Source organism: Stenotrophomonas sp. TWI602 (genome assembly GCF_039674045.1).
Classification (GTDB): domain Bacteria; phylum Pseudomonadota; class Gammaproteobacteria; order Xanthomonadales; family Xanthomonadaceae; genus Stenotrophomonas.
The window spans coordinates 1-14355 of the sequence record NZ_JBDJMT010000018.1 but is presented as its reverse complement, the minus strand read 5'-3'; the positions used below and the strand labels follow the sequence as shown (position 1 = coordinate 14355).

Annotated in this window: 15 protein-coding genes and 1 pseudogene; 8 read left to right on the top strand and 8 right to left on the bottom strand. The window is 67.6% G+C overall.

Features of this window, described 5'->3' with window-relative positions; genetic code table 11:
* Positions 1-12 precede the first annotated feature (12 nt).
* Entirely contained in the window at positions 13-1386 is a 1374-nt protein-coding gene (locus ABE483_RS14740; protein WP_346481937.1) for an MFS transporter, read from the bottom strand.
* Positions 1387-1477: 91 nt separating this feature from the next.
* On the opposite strand from ABE483_RS14740, the gene soxR reads away from it, so the two are divergent.
* Positions 1478-1912, top strand: a complete 435-nt coding sequence (gene soxR / locus ABE483_RS14735; RefSeq protein WP_176990998.1) for a redox-sensitive transcriptional activator SoxR — start codon at positions 1478-1480, stop codon at positions 1910-1912.
* Positions 1913-2051: 139 nt separating this feature from the next.
* Here soxR and ABE483_RS14730 read toward each other — a convergent pair whose 3' ends face one another.
* From ABE483_RS14730 to ABE483_RS14720, 3 genes are read right to left on the bottom strand one after another with little or no spacing between them, the layout of a single operon-like run.
* Positions 2052-2654 (bottom strand): short chain dehydrogenase, encoded by a 603-nt coding sequence (locus tag ABE483_RS14730; protein ID WP_313212132.1) that lies wholly within the window; start codon positions 2652-2654, stop codon positions 2052-2054.
* Positions 2655-2713: 59 nt separating this feature from the next.
* Positions 2714-3535: a pyrroline-5-carboxylate reductase gene (gene proC, locus ABE483_RS14725; RefSeq protein WP_313212133.1), complete on the bottom strand. Its 822-nt coding sequence runs from the start codon at positions 3533-3535 to the stop codon at positions 2714-2716.
* A gap of 27 nt (positions 3536-3562) precedes the next feature.
* On the bottom strand, positions 3563-4243 hold the full coding sequence (locus ABE483_RS14720; RefSeq protein ID WP_346463550.1) for a YggS family pyridoxal phosphate-dependent enzyme: 681 nt from the start codon (positions 4241-4243) through the stop codon (positions 3563-3565).
* Positions 4244-4351: 108 nt separating this feature from the next.
* On the opposite strand from ABE483_RS14720, the gene ABE483_RS14715 reads away from it, so the two are divergent.
* From ABE483_RS14715 to ABE483_RS14705, 3 genes and pseudogenes are all read left to right on the top strand, one after another.
* Positions 4352-5389 (top strand): type IV pilus twitching motility protein PilT, encoded by a 1038-nt coding sequence (locus ABE483_RS14715; RefSeq protein WP_019185385.1) that lies wholly within the window; start codon positions 4352-4354, stop codon positions 5387-5389.
* 78 nt (positions 5390-5467) lie between these two features.
* A complete protein-coding gene (locus ABE483_RS14710) occupies positions 5468-6607 on the top strand; it encodes a PilT/PilU family type 4a pilus ATPase (RefSeq protein WP_313212136.1) in 1140 nt (379 codons plus the stop codon).
* A gap of 372 nt (positions 6608-6979) precedes the next feature.
* Positions 6980-7962 (top strand): annotated as a pseudogene (locus ABE483_RS14705) (aldo/keto reductase).
* An 87-nt stretch (positions 7963-8049) separates the two neighbouring features.
* On the opposite strand, the gene ABE483_RS14700 reads toward ABE483_RS14705, so the two are convergent.
* On the bottom strand, positions 8050-8871 hold the full coding sequence (locus ABE483_RS14700) for an alpha/beta hydrolase (RefSeq protein WP_346481936.1): 822 nt from the start codon (positions 8869-8871) through the stop codon (positions 8050-8052).
* Positions 8872-9057: 186 nt separating this feature from the next.
* Between ABE483_RS14700 and ABE483_RS14695 the strand changes: the two genes are divergently transcribed.
* A complete protein-coding gene (locus ABE483_RS14695; protein WP_179460934.1) occupies positions 9058-9765 on the top strand; it encodes a YitT family protein in 708 nt (235 codons plus the stop codon).
* A gap of 6 nt (positions 9766-9771) precedes the next feature.
* On the opposite strand, the gene ABE483_RS14690 is transcribed toward ABE483_RS14695, so the two are convergent.
* Both ABE483_RS14690 and ABE483_RS14685 read right to left on the bottom strand, forming a co-directional pair.
* The gene (locus tag ABE483_RS14690) at positions 9772-10911 is read right to left on the bottom strand and encodes a hypothetical protein (RefSeq protein WP_313212139.1); all 1140 of its coding nucleotides are present in this window, start codon (positions 10909-10911) and stop codon (positions 9772-9774) included.
* Positions 10908-11444, bottom strand: a complete 537-nt coding sequence (locus ABE483_RS14685; RefSeq protein ID WP_313217443.1) for a DNA-3-methyladenine glycosylase I — start codon at positions 11442-11444, stop codon at positions 10908-10910. The genes ABE483_RS14690 and ABE483_RS14685 overlap by 4 nt, the downstream gene beginning before the upstream one ends.
* A gap of 109 nt (positions 11445-11553) precedes the next feature.
* On the opposite strand from ABE483_RS14685, the gene ABE483_RS14680 reads away from it, so the two are divergent.
* The 3 genes from ABE483_RS14680 to ABE483_RS14670 are packed head-to-tail and all read left to right on the top strand — an operon-like array spanning position 11554 to position 13577.
* The gene (locus ABE483_RS14680; protein WP_313212141.1) at positions 11554-12120 is read left to right on the top strand and encodes a YqgE/AlgH family protein; all 567 of its coding nucleotides are present in this window, start codon (positions 11554-11556) and stop codon (positions 12118-12120) included.
* Complete coding sequence (gene ruvX, locus ABE483_RS14675) at positions 12113-12610, top strand: Holliday junction resolvase RuvX (RefSeq protein ID WP_313212142.1); 498 nt, start codon at positions 12113-12115, stop codon at positions 12608-12610. The genes ABE483_RS14680 and ruvX overlap by 8 nt, the downstream gene beginning before the upstream one ends.
* A gap of 16 nt (positions 12611-12626) precedes the next feature.
* Positions 12627-13577 (top strand): aspartate carbamoyltransferase catalytic subunit, encoded by a 951-nt coding sequence (locus ABE483_RS14670; protein WP_313212143.1) that lies wholly within the window; start codon positions 12627-12629, stop codon positions 13575-13577.
* A 146-nt stretch (positions 13578-13723) separates the two neighbouring features.
* On the opposite strand, the gene ABE483_RS14665 is transcribed toward ABE483_RS14670, so the two are convergent.
* On the bottom strand, positions 13724-14179 hold the full coding sequence (locus ABE483_RS14665; protein ID WP_346481935.1) for a transposase: 456 nt from the start codon (positions 14177-14179) through the stop codon (positions 13724-13726).
* Positions 14180-14355: the final 176 nt, after the last annotated feature.

The following is a 14355-nucleotide window of genomic DNA, read 5'->3' as shown; positions in this document are numbered from 1 at the left end:
ACGCCACCGCGCTCAGACCCGCCGCGCCACCGCCACGCTGAGCATCGCCAGCACCAGCATGATCGCGAAGGTCAGCAGGTAGCCCAGGGCTTCCCGGCCTTCCAGGAACAGCGCGAACAACGAGCCGGACACGGCCAGCGTGGTCGCCACGCCCAGGGCTTCGCTGAGCTGCAGGGCGGAGGTGTTGGCGCCCTGGTGGGCCGGCGCTGACAGCGACAACGTGAGCACCGACAGGCTGGGATAGATCAGTCCCATGCCCAGCCCGGTCAGCACCCAGCCCACCATCGCCGACCACAGCGGCATGCCCGGCTGGATCGCCAGCGACGTGGCCAGGATGCCCACGCACATCAACAGCGCGCCGGACTGCAGCAACTGCCGGCGTGACCAGCCGCGCTGCTGGTGGCCCTGCAGCCACGAGCCGGCAAACCAACCCAACGCGCCCAGGCTCAGTGCCACGCCCGCCAACAGCGGGGTCAAGCCGCGCTCGCGCTGCAGCAGCAAGGGCAGGAAGGCTTCGCAACCGAAAAACGCGGACGCCGCGATCCCACGCAGCGCGATCACGCTGGGCAGGCCGCGGCGCAGGGTCAACGTGCCGGTAGGCAGGAGCTTCCAACTGCACAGTGCCAGCACGGCCAGGGCCGGTGCCAGCAGCGCTGGCGCGAGCCATCCCTGCTGCTGGCCGCCGATATACAGCATGAGCGCGCCGAGGGAGGCACCCACGGCCCAGGGCACGACGTTGCGGCCGGTGCTGCCCGCGGCCACCACGCCGATCTGGCGCAGGGCGGGGCGCAGCAGCAACGCCGCCGGAATCGCCAGCAGCGGCACGATCAGAAACACCCAGCGCCAGCCCAGGTGCTGCACGATCAGGCCGCTGATGCTGGGGCCGATCAGCGAAGGCACCACCCAGCCGGCGGAGAAGGCGGCGAACACGCGTGGCCGCATCGGCTCGGGGAACGAGCGCCCGACCAGCACATACAGCGCCACGGAAATCGCGCCGGCCCCCAGCCCCTGCATCAGGCGCCCAAGCACCAGCACCGGCATGTGCTGGGCGAAGCCGGCCACCAGCAGGCCGGCGATGAAGCACGCCAGGCCCAGCCACAGCGGGCGTGCCGGGCCCTGCTGGTCGCTCCAGCGCCCGGACAGCGTCATCCCGATCACGCTGGTGGCCAGGGTGCCGCCGAACGCCAGCGCGTACAGGCGCAGCCCGTCCAGGTCATGGGCCACGGTGGGCATCGCGGCGGCCACGGCCAACGCCTCGAAGCCATGCAGCGAGACCAGCGCGACCATGCCGATCGTGGTCGCCCGGTAGGCCGGCGACAGGATCGAGGGGATCGGCGTGTCCTCCACCGGGACGGTGGCGGGCGGAGAGGAAACTTCAGCGGACATGCGGGTTCCAGACATCGGGAGGAGCGCCGGGCTTGCAGTGCACCCCCAGCGGCGCGCAGGATGCCACCTGAACCATGGTTGAGGTCAAGCAGTGATCGCGCAGGAACTGAGTGTAGGCGAGGTTGCCAAACGGAGCGGGGTGGCCGTCTCGGCGTTGCATTTCTATGAGCGCAAGGGGCTGATCCGCAGCCTGCGCACCGCCGGCAACCAGCGGCGCTTTGCCCGCGATGTGCTGCGCCGGTTGGCGGTGATCCGTGTGGCCCAACGGGTCGGGATGCCGCTGGAGGCGGTCGCGACCGCATTTGCGGCGCTGCCGGAGAACAAGACGCCGACCAAGGCCGAGTGGGCGAAGATGTCGGCGTTGTGGCGCAGCGAGCTGGACCAGCGCATCGAGCAGTTGCTGCTGCTGCGCGACCAGCTCACCGACTGCATCGGCTGCGGCTGCCTCTCGTTGAAACGCTGCCGCCTGACCAACCCCGGCGACACGCTCGGCGATCAGGGCGACGGCCCCCGCCGCTGGGAGTAGTGCCGGCCGCTGGCCGGCTCTCGAAGTGCCCTCCGTCGCCAGGAGCCGGCCAGCAGCCGGCACTACCGGTCCCGGTGATGCAGGGACATCGAGGTACCCAGCAGTGGGAGGTAGTGCCGGCCGCTGGCCGGCACCGCCCTCACCAGACGGTGAACACCTGCCCGCTCTGGATGCCTTCCACGCTGCGCTGATACGCCAGCGACGCGCGCTGCGCCGTCACCGGTTCAAAGCCCGGGAAGTACGCGCCGTAGTCGTCCATCGATTCGGCCAGCACATTCGGGCTCACGGCGTTGATGCGCAGCCCCCGCGGCAGCAACTCGCAGGCGGCGGCGCGCACGAAACCTTCCAGTGCGGCGTTGGCTGCCGTGGCATTGGCGCCATCGCGGATCGGCTGGGCGCTGATGATGCCGCTGGTCAGGGTGATCGAGCCGCCGGTGTTCAGGTGATGCTGGGCGGCCAGGCTCAGCCGCACCTGGCCGAGCAGCTTGTCCTGCAGGCCGAGGTTGAAGTCGGCCGGGCGCATCTGCGCCAGCGGACCGAAGTGGACCCGGCCGGTGGTCGCGATCACGGCATCGACCTTGCCCACCTTCGCGAACAGCGCCTGCACGCTGGCATCGTCGGTCAGATCGACCTGCGCATCGCCGCCATGACGGCCGGCGCGGATAACCTCATGGTGGGCGCCCAACGTGCTGGCGACGGCCTGGCCCAAGGTGCCGCTGGCACCGACAAGCAGGATCTTCATGTGCATGTCTCCCGTAAACGTAGGGGTAACGCCACGCCCTGCGTGGCTGCGCCTGGTCGTCAATCATTCGCCGCCGACAATGCCTGCCCACGCGTCGTCGCCGCGTCGATCGCGCGCGCGACCATGGTTTCAAAGCCGTCGGACTGGAAGCTCTCGATCGCGGCTTGGGTGGTGCCGTTCGGTGAGGTTACCCGACGACGCAGCTCGGCCGGGGCTTCGCCGGATTCATCGAGCATGCGCGAGGCACCGAGCAGCGTCTGCACCACCAGGGTGCGGGCCGCTTCGGCCGGCAGACCCTGGGCGATGCCGGCCGCTTCCATCGCTTCGGCCAGCAGGAACACATAGGCCGGGCCACTGCCGGAGACGGCGGTGACGGCGTCCATGCGCGCTTCGTCATCGATCCACACGGTGCGGCCGGCGCTGGCCAGCACGGTGTCGGCCTGCGCGCGCTGCGCGGCGCTGACCGTGGCGGTGGCGAACAGCCCGGTCACGCCCGCGCCGAGCAGGGCCGGCGTGTTGGGCATCGCGCGGACCACCGCCATGCCACCGCCCAGCCAACGGTCCAGCTGGCCGCTGGTGATGCCGGCCGCGATGGAGACCACCAGCGGCTGCTTGCCTTGGGCGATATCGGTCAGCGAGGCGCAGACATCACGCAGCACCTGCGGTTTGACTGCCAGCACCCAGACCGTGCCCTGCGCGGCGGCTTCGCTCGCGCTGGCGTAGGTCTTGATGCCGAATTCGGCGGTCAGCTGCTCACGCAGTTCGGTCACCGGCTCGGCCACATGGAGGCTGGCCGGGGCCACGCCCTGGCGGACCAGGCCGGCGATCAGGCTGCGGGCCATGTTGCCGCCGCCGATGAAGGTGATGGGGGACGTGCTCATGAACTCTCCTTGGAACGGGCGGGGCGCTCAGGCCGGTCGCGGGCGTGCGCCGAACAGCGCGGTGCCGATGCGGACCAGGGTGGCGCCATGGGCGATGGCCTCAGGGTAATCGCTGCTCATCCCCATCGACAGCGTATCCACCTGCGGATGCGCTGCCGCCAGCGTGGCAAACAGCGCGGCCATCCGGGTGAAGGCGGCCTGGCGACGCTCGGGATCGGGCCAAGGCGCCGGGATCGCCATCAGCCCGCGCAGGCGCAGCTGCGGCGCCGCAGCGATGGCGGCCGCGAGCGTGTCGATGTCTTCCGGCGCGCAGCCGTGCTTGCTCTCCTCGTCATCGATGTTGACCTGGATCAGCACGTTCAGCGGCGGCTGGCCGACCGGGCGGTGCGTGGCCAGTGCGGTGACCAGCTTGAGGCGGTCCACGCTCTGCACCCAGTCGAAATGGCGGGCAGCCAGCTCGGCCTTGTTGGACTGCAGATTACCGATCAGGTGCCACTCCAGGCCCAGCGGCGCCAGCGCCTCGATCTTGGCCACCGCCTCCTGCACGTAGTTCTCCCCGAAGGCTCGCTGGCCCTGCGCGGCCAGGGCCTGCACGGCCTCGGCCGGCTGCGTCTTGGAGACCGCCAGCAGGCGCGGATCTGGCCGCCCGGCGGCAGCGGCCGCGTTGTGCAGGTTCGTCAGGAGGGTCGGCAGGGCTTGGGCGGTCACGGCGGGTCCGGTGGATCAGGGGCTGGCGCGTATTGTGCACATCTCGCTCTATACTGCCGCCCGGGGAAAGAACCTTCCAGTCGCAGCAGTCATGGGGAGTAGCAGCGCATGGATATCGCCGAGCTGTTGGCGTTTTCTGTAAAGAACAAAGCGTCGGATCTTCATCTGTCGGCCGGCCTGCCGCCGATGATCCGCGTCGACGGCGATGTCCGTCGCATCAATATTCCGGCCCTGGACCACAAGCAGGTCCACGCGCTGGTGTACGACATCATGTCGGACAAGCAGCGCCGCGATTACGAAGAATTCCTCGAGGTCGATTTCTCGTTCGAGATTCCCTCGCTGGCGCGCTTCCGAGTCAATGCCTTCAATCAGAACCGCGGCGCGGGTGCGGTGTTCCGTACCATTCCCTCCGAGGTGCTCACGCTGGAAGACCTGGCCTGCCCGCCGATCTTCCGCGAGCTGATTGACCAGCCGCAGGGCCTGATCCTGGTCACCGGCCCGACCGGTTCGGGCAAGTCGACCACGCTGGCGGCGATGATCGACCACATCAACAAGAACGAATACGGCCACATCCTCACCGTCGAGGATCCGATCGAATTCGTGCACACCTCGCAGAAGTGCCTGATCAACCAGCGCGAAGTGCATCGCGACACGCACGGCTTCAACGAAGCGCTGCGTTCGGCCCTGCGTGAGGATCCGGACATCATCCTGGTCGGCGAACTGCGCGATCTGGAAACGATCCGTCTGGCGCTGACCGCGGCGGAAACCGGCCACCTGGTGTTCGGCACGCTGCACACCAGCTCGGCCGCCAAGACCATCGATCGCATCATCGACGTGTTCCCCGCCGGCGAAAAGCCGATGGTGCGCTCGATGCTGTCCGAGTCGCTGCGCGCGGTGATCTCGCAGGCGCTGCTGAAGAAGGTGGGGGGGGGGCGTACCGCCGCCTGGGAAATCATGGTCGGCACCCCGGCCATCCGCAACCTGATCCGCGAGGACAAGGTCGCGCAGATGTACTCGGCGATCCAGACCGGCCAGCAGATGGGCATGATGACCCTGGACCAGCACCTGCAGGATCTGGTCAAGCGCAGCCTGATCACCCGCAACCAGGCGCGCGAGTACGCCAAGGACAAGCGCATCTTCGAATGATGGTAGAGCCGGGCGCTGCCCGGCTTCCTGCACCGCCGGCCGTTGGCCGGCTCCCGGCAATCTTCGGAGCACACCGCAATGAACACCACCACCACCATCGACTTCACCTCGTTCCTCAAGCTGATGGCGCACCAGAAGGCGTCGGACCTGTTCATCACCGCGGGCATGCCGCCGGCGATCAAGGTCAACGGCAAGATCTCGCCGATCACCCAGACACCGCTGACGCCGCAGCAGAGCCGCGACCTGGTGTTGAACGTGATGACGCCGGCACAGCGCGAAGAGTTCGAAAAGACCCACGAGTGCAACTTCGCCATCGGCCTGTCCGGTGTCGGCCGCTTCCGCGTGAGCTGCTTCTACCAGCGCAACCAGGTCGGCATGGTGCTGCGCCGGATCGAGACGCGCATTCCCACCGTGGAAGAGCTGAGCCTGCCGCCGATCATCAAGACGCTGGCGATGACCAAGCGCGGCATCATCCTGTTCGTCGGCGCGACCGGCACCGGCAAATCGACCTCGCTGGCGGCGATGATCGGCTACCGCAACCACAACTCGACCGGGCACATCATCACCATCGAAGACCCGATCGAATTCGTTCACAAGCACGAGGGCTGCATCATCACCCAGCGCGAAGTGGGCATCGATACCGACAGCTGGGAAGCGGCGCTGAAGAACACCCTGCGCCAGGCACCGGACGTGATCATGATCGGCGAGGTGCGCACCCGCGAGGGCATGGATCACGCCATCGCCTTCGCTGAGACCGGCCACCTGGTGCTGTGCACGTTGCACGCCAACAACGCCAACCAGGCGATGGACCGCATCATCAACTTCTTCCCGGAAGACCGCCGCAACCAGTTGCTGATGGATCTCTCGCTGAACCTCAAGGGCGTGGTCGCCCAGCAGCTGATTCCCTCGCCGGATGGCAAGTCGCGCAAGGTCGCGATGGAGATCATGCTCGGCACGCCGCTGGTGCAGGATTACATCCGCGATGGCGAGATCCACAAGCTCAAGGAAGTGATGAAGGACTCCGTGCAGCTGGGCATGCGGACCTTCGATCAGAGCCTGTTCGAGCTGTATCAGGCCGGCGAGATCAGTTACGAAGACGCGCTGCGTTATGCGGATTCGCAGAACGAAGTACGCCTGCGCATCAAGCTGTCGCAGGGTGGCGATGCACGCACGCTGTCGCAGGGGCTGGACGGGGTGGAGATTTCGGAAGTCCGCTGACACAGCGGGCTTCAACAGGCGGCGCGGCGCTGGGATGGTCGCGCCGTCCTGGGCAACCGGGGTGCAGGGGCGCCGGCACCTTGCCGGTATCAACGTATCAGGTGATGGGCATATGGACATGCACGATCCGTACCGCGCGCCGGCGGCTTCCAGCGCGCAGCGTTGATCCAACAGCTGCAGCAGCGGCGATGGGTATCGATCAAGGATAAAAAGGTCACCTACGCGCTGCCGGGATGATGCGTATCTGCTTCATGCCTCGATTGATTAGCCACGCTCATGACCGAACGTACCCCACACCATCCAATCTCCGCCGCCGACAGGGCTATCGTGGCACTCCCCCATGACGCCGGTCCCACCGGCAGGAGCAGCACCATGCAGACACGTGAACTGGGCCGCAGCGGCCTGCGGGTTTCCGCCCTCGGCCTGGGCTGCATGGGGCTGAGCTACGGCTATGGCCCGGCCACCGACCGTACCGAGGCGATCGCGCTGTTGCGCGCTGCGGTCGAGCAGGGCGTCACCTTCTTTGATACCGCCGAAGCCTATGGCCCCTTCTTCAACGAGGAATGCTGGGCGAGGCGCTCGCGCCGTTCCGCGACCAGCTGGTGATCGCCACCAAGTTCGGCTTCAAGGGTGGCCATGCCGACGCCGGTCTGGACAGTCGCCCCGAGCGTATCCGCGCGGTGGCCGAGGCCAGCCTGGCGCGGCTGAAGACCGACCGCATCGATCTGTTCTACCAGCACCGGGTGGACCCGAACGTGCCGATCGAGGACGTGGCCGGCACGGTCAAGGACCTGATCGCCGAGGGCAAGGTGAAGCACTTCGGGTTGTCCGAAGCCGGTGTCGACATCATCCGCCGCGCGCATGCTGTGCAGCCGGTGGCGGCGCTGCAGAGCGAGTATTCCCTGTGGTGGCGCGAGCCGGAACAGGCCGTGCTGCCGGTGTTGGAAGAGTTGGGGATCGGCTTCGTGCCGTTCAGCCCGCTCGGCAAGGGCTTCCTGACCGGTGCGATCAACGTGGATACGCAGTTTGCGGCCGATGACTTCCGCAACAGCGTGCCGCGGTTTGCCGCGGAGGCGCGGCAAGCCAACCAGGCGCTGGTGGACCGCATCAGCGCGATTGCCGCCGAGAAGGGCGCAACGCCGGCACAGGTCGCCTTGGCGTGGCTGCTGGCGCGCAAGCCGTGGATCGTGCCGATTCCTGGTACCACCAAGCCGCATCGCCTGACCGAGAATCTTGGCGCGGCGGCCGTCGTGTTGAGTAATGCGGACATGCAGCAGATCGGCGAGGCGCTGGACAGCATCGCCATCGTCGGGGATCGCTACAACGCCGAGCGGCAGAAGCTGGTCGCGCGCTGAGCGGGGCGACGGGGCGCACGACCAACGGTCGTGCGCTACCCGTCCCACGCATGTCGGGTAGGTGCCGACCGTCGGTCGGCACGCGCCTCACCCGCGAATGAACGCCAACAGATCCGCGTTGATCACGTCCGCATGCGTCGTACACATCCCGTGCGGATAGCCCTTGTAGACCTTCAACGTGCCGTGCCTGAGCAGCTTGATCGCCAGCTCTGCTGAATCGGCGATCGGCACGATCTGGTCGTCGTCGCCGTGCATCACCAGCACCGGCACGTCGATCTTCTTCAGGTCGTCGGTGAAGTCGGTTTCCGAGAAGGCCTTGATGCAGTCGTAGTGCGCGTTGATCGCGCCCATCATGCCCTGCCGCCACCAGTTGTCGACGATGCCCTGCTGTGGCGGCGTGCCCTCGCGGTTGAAGCCGTAGAAGGGAATCGGCACGTCGCGGTAGAACGCCGCACGACCCGCGACCAGTGCCTGGCGGAAGCCATCGAAAACCTCTTTCGGCGTGCCGCCCGGGTTGGCCTCGCTCTTGACCATGATCGGCGGCACCGCACCGATCAGCACGGCCTTGGCCACGCGCCCGGGTTTGGCCTGCGCCACATAGTGCGCGACTTCGCCACCGCCGGTGGAATGCCCGATGTGGATCGCATCGCGCAGGTCCAGGTGATCGGCCAGCGCGTTGACGTCGGCGGCGTAGGTGTCCATCTCATGCCCGCCGCTGGTCTGCGAGGAGCGGCCATGCCCGCGGCGGTCGTGCGCGATCACGCGGTAGCCCTGCAGCAGGAAGAACTGCAGTTGGGTATCCCAGTCATCGGCGCTGAGCGGCCAGCCGTGATGGAACACGAGGGGCTGACCCTTGCCCCAGTCTTTGTAGAAGATCTCGGTCTTGTCGGCGGTGGTGACGTAGGGCATGGCACGGAACTCCTGAGGGAGGGAGGGGCGCAGCGGGGTACCCGTGCATGCTGCGTCTACAGGGTGTTCAGGCGGGATGAAAGGGGGATGTCGATTTCGCGACCCTGGCGCAGCTGAATCAATCTCCCCAACATCTGTCACGCCGATCGTGTCTAATACCGCTCCCCACGTCACACCCCCACCCCCATGTCCCTTGATTCCCATGGCCCCGCGCCGTGCGACGACGCTGACGGCCACCTGGTCACCGCAGGCCCGCTGACCCCGCCACCGGACAGCGCCGGCACCGTGGCCGACGAGAAAGCCCTGCGCCATTCCGTGGCCGAAGACGTGCAGGGCATGGTCCTGGCGACCCTGGTCGCCTCGCTCGGCCTGGCGATCTTCGCCAAGGGTGGGCTGATGATCGGCGGCATGGCCGGGCTGGCGTTTCTGGCCCACTACGCCTTCGGCTGGAACTTCGGCCTGGTATTCGTGCTGGTCAACCTGCCGTTCTATTGGGTGGCCGTGCGCCGCATGGGCTGGGAATTCACCCTGAAGACCTTCGCGGCGGTTACCGCCTGCGGCGTGCTGACCGACCTGCTGCCGCGCTGGGCCGATTTCGCCCACATGAGCTCGCTGTACTCGGCGATCGTCGGTGGCGCACTGGCGGGTCTGGGCATCCTGTTCTACATCCGCCACCGGGCCAGCCTGGGCGGCATCGGCATCCTGGCCGTGTACCTGCAGCGCACCCGCGGCTGGAGCGCCGGCAAGGTGCAGATGTCGTTCGACACACTGCTGATGTGCGTGGCGTTCTCGGTGCTGTCCCCGTCCAAGGTGATGTACTCGGCGATTGGCGCGGTGGTGCTCAGCCTGGTGCTGATGTTCAACCACCGCCCGGGCCGCTACATGGGCGTCTGACGCCCGTTACTCGCCCTGTGGTGGCACCGCAACGACGGTCACGCCGGAGACCCAGCGGCGGCTGCGCAGGTCCAATGCGGCCGCCTGTTCACCCGGGCCGCGGTACAGCCACAGCTGGCAGCACAGGGCATGGTCGCCGGCATAGCTGCTGCGCAGGGCGATGAGCGTGGCGCTGTAGCACTGCTTCCCCGAGCGGATCACGGTGTCGGCGGCGGTATCGAAGGTATAGCTCCCCGCGCCGCGCCACGGCCAGAGGTCTGTCTCACCGGGATCGGTGCCGGCCGGGACCGGGCAGCGTCCCTGCTCATCGCCGAAATGCGCGACGCCGTCGCCATCAACGGTCAGCGCGGCCAGCAGGCGCTCGATGTGCCTGAGCAGGCGCCGGTCCGCTGCGATCGCCGTGGCGGACGCATCCAGCGGTTCGCCGTCGACATGCATCACCGGATCGGCCAGCCGATGCTCGCGGCCGTAGCGCACCTTCAACCGGGTCGTCGGGCTGCGTTCGCGTGGGTCGGCCGACAACGGCCGGTTCAGCAGCAGGGTATCGCCGTAGTAGTCGCCATCGCGGTAGGCGATGTAGCTGACCCCGTCGATACGCAGCCAGTACAGGCCCTGATCGCTGCCACGCCCGCTGAGGCCGTATTGGCCCTGTGCCCAAGGGCGCTGCGGGTCCAGGCTGTCCGGCACCACGAAGCCGCGCTGCGGATCCCGCCGCAGCATGTCCACCTGCGTGTACAGGCCGGTGCCGCCGCTGTAGGCGCTCTGCACCAGGTCACGCTGGCCGTCGCCATCCAGATCGAGCAGGGAGAGCGACAGCTCGCCCATCTCCACCGGCACGCTGTGCTGGGCATCGGTCCCGCGCAGGTAGCGGGTCACCGCGTCCCAATCGGCCGGGGTGATGTTGGCCGGGCGCACCAGCGCGGGCAGCGGCGCATCGCTGTCGCCGGCCACCGGGATCTGCAGGTCGATGCCGGTTTCGTCGCGGTAGCGGGCCAGCACGGTATCGATCGGGGCCGGGTCGTCGACCGGCACCGCGGCGATCTCCGCGCGCAGGCGCTCCAGCACGCCGTCCAGGTCGCTTGCGGCAGCCAGCGGGGGCAGGCTCAGGGCAGCGAGCAGCGCAGCCCGCACGACGGGGTGCGTCACTTCTGGCGCCAGGCCGGCTTGAGCGTGTCGATGCGCTTGAACACCGGGCAGTCCGGGGCGTGCGCGCCGGGCAGGTAGCCCAGGCTCATCAGGAACTCGCCGGTGATCTCCCCGCCGGTGAAGCGGAAGGTCTTCTTGAACAGCTTCACCCAGCCGGCCTTGTCCAGCGGATGGTGGGCATCCAGCCAGCCGACGAAACTGCCGTGGCTGGCCCGCAGCTGCTGGATCACCTGGGCGTTGTGGACCGCTGCGTGCACCTTGAGCCGGTTGCGGATGATGCGGGCATCGTTGAGCAGGCGCTCGATCTCACGCTCGCCATAGGCGGCCACCGTGTCCACGTCGAAACCATCGTAGGCCGCACGGAAGCCCTCGCGCTTCTTCAGGATGGTCTCCCAGCTCAGGCCGGCCTGGTTGATCTCCAGGATCAGGCGCTCAAACAGTTCGCGCTCCTCACGCTGCGGGAAGCCGTACTCGTGGTCATGGTAGTGGCCGTGGACCGGATGGCCGGGGGCGATGAGGCAGTAACCGGACACGTGCAGCTCCTTGCGATGGCGGATCAGGCGCACGGACCGGGGCACGCACGCAGGCCTGCATTATGTCAGCGCGAAAGCGCACATCACGGCCAGCGGCTAGAATGGGGCCATGTCTGAACTGTCTACTTCGCTTGCCCACCACCTGCTGGTCGCGCTGCCGTCGCTGACCGACCCCACCTTTGCCCGTACCGTGGCGCTGATCTGCCAGCACGACGAGAACGGCGCGATGGGCGTGCTGGTCAACCAGCCCTCCGAGTACACCCTCGGCGAGGTGCTGGCCCAGATGGAAATCACCACCACCAGTGACACCCTGCCTGGCCAGATCGTGCTCAACGGCGGCCCGGTGCATCCCGAGCGCGGCTTCGTGATCCATGACGATGCGCGCAACTGGGATTCCAGCCTGGCCGTGGGCGAGGGCGTGTTCCTCACCACCTCGCGCGACATCCTTGAAGCCATGGCCCGTGGCGAGGGCCCGCGCAATGCGCTGGTCACCCTGGGCTGCGCCGGCTGGAGCGAAGGGCAGCTGGAGTCCGAGCTGGCCGAGAACAGCTGGCTGGCCGTGCCGGCCGACGCCGAGCTGTTGTTCAACACGCCGTTCGAACAGCGTTGGCAAGGTGCGGCGGCACGTATCGGCGTGGACCTGTTCCGCCTCACCGATTACAGCGGCCATGTCTGAGCCGGCCACGCCAGCGCCTGCTGCGGCCACGCCGCCAACCATCCGCCGTGATGGCACGGTGCTCGGCTTCGACGTCGGTTCGCGCCGCATCGGCGTGGCCATCGGCAGCTCGTTCGGCACCCATGCGCGGGCGATCGCGGTGGTCGATGTCCACGGCCATGGCCCGGACTGGACCGCGGTGGAGCGCCTGATCAAAGAGTGGCGGCCGGACGGCCTGGTGGTCGGCGATCCGCTGACCCTGGACGGCCAGGACCAGCCCAACCGCAAGCGTGCGCAGGGCTTTGCCCGCCAGCTGCGGGAACGTTTCAAACTGCCGGTGGTGCTGGTCGACGAGCGTTCCAGCTCGGTCGAGGCGGCACGCCGGTTCGCGGTCGAGCGCGCCGAAGGCCGCAAACGCCGTCGCGATGCCGCTGCACTCGATGCAGTGGCCGCGGCGGTGATCATCGAACGCTGGCTCTCCTGCCCGGATGACGCCACCCCCGTTTCCTGACCCTCAGACCCTGCCCATGACCGCCTCGCAACTCGATTCCGATGGACGCCTGCGCCACCTGCTGACCCTGGAGGGTCTGCCCCGCGAAACCCTGCTGCAGCTGCTCGACCGCGCCGGCCAGATCCGCGACGCGGCTGTCGGCCGGGTCGGCAACAAGCGTCATGTGCTCGGTGGCTCGGCGGTCTGCACGCTGTTCTTCGAACCGTCCACACGCACCCGCAGCTCGTTCCAGCTGGCCGCGCAGCGGCTGGGTGCGGACGTGCTGAACTTCGACGCCTCCACGTCCTCCACCCGCAAGGGCGAGACCGCCTGCGACACGCTGAAGAACCTGGAAGCCATGGGCGTGCGCGGCTTCGTGGTGCGGCATCCCGATGATGGCGCGGTGGCAGCGCTGGCCGCGGTGGCGGGCGAGGGTACCGCCCTGGTCAACGCCGGTGACGGGCGCAGCTCGCACCCGACCCAGGGCCTGCTGGACATGCTGACCCTGCGCCAGGCCAAGGGCAGCGATTTCTCGAAGATGAAAGTGATCATCGTCGGCGACGTGAAGCACTCGCGCGTGGCCCGCACCGACCTGCATGCCCTGCGCACGCTGGGCGTCGGCGAGATCCGCGTGTGCGGCCCGCAGTCGCTGTTGCCGGACGATGACACCCTCAAGGGCTGCATCGTTGGCGATGATTTCGACGCCATGCTGGAAGGCGCCGATGCGTTGATGATGCTGCGCCTGCAGCGCGAGCGCATGGAAGAAGGCCTGGTGCCCTCGCTGGAGCAGTACCACGCGCAGTACGGCCTGGATGCCGCGCGCTTGAAGCGTGCCGGCACCGACGCCGCCGTGTTGCACCCGGGCCCGATCAACCGCGGCGTGGAAGTGACCGACGAGGTGGCCGACGGCCCGCAGTCGTGGGTACTGCGCCAGGTCGCCAACGGCGTCGCCGTGCGCATGGCGGTGTTGGAGACGTTGCTGGGGTGAGCGTCAAGGGTATCGAACCGCATGCGAACCCATGACCGGTAGTGCCGGCCGCTGGCCGGCTCCGCAGAAATTCCGCCAGCGCGCAGGGTAGTGCCGGCCGCTGGCCGGCTCTGCAGCATGCATCGGCAGCCGCCCAGTGGCTGGCACTACCGGTCATCTGGCCAAAGGGTCCATGCGTACGGGTAGTCTCCGATCTGCCCTGACAGACCTGCACGGATCGGATTGCCGAGGATGTGCAGCGCATGCCGATGCAGCGACTCGTCGGAACGCACGGCGTGATCGTGGTAACCGGCTTGCCACAACGCACCACCACGACCCTGAGATCGATTGATCGCCAACGCAGTCGATGATTTGAAGCGTCGAGCGATATCGGCCAGTGGCTTCGTTTCCAGTTCCACCATCCAGTGCAGATGGTCGGGCATGACCACCCAGGCAAGGGATCGTACGTATCCACGTTCGTCCATTTCCTTCAGGTGCGACATGGCAATTGCGCAGACGTCGGGATCGACAAACCAGCGCTTGCGGTTATGGCAGACCATGGTCAGGACGTAGGTCTGCCCTGGAATCGAACAGCGCCCCACGCGTAGTCGAGAAGAACTCATGGCGCATCGTGAGTGATCCCGCAGCCCCCTGGTATCGGCCAACGGCGCAGACCGTTATGGCGAAAAAGCCAAATAAGGTAGTGGCGGCCGCAGGCCGGGGGGACGAACCGCGGGGGGTCGAAGACGGGTTGGGGCAGAGCCCGCCCCGCGCCCGCCCGAACGGGACCACGGCAGGG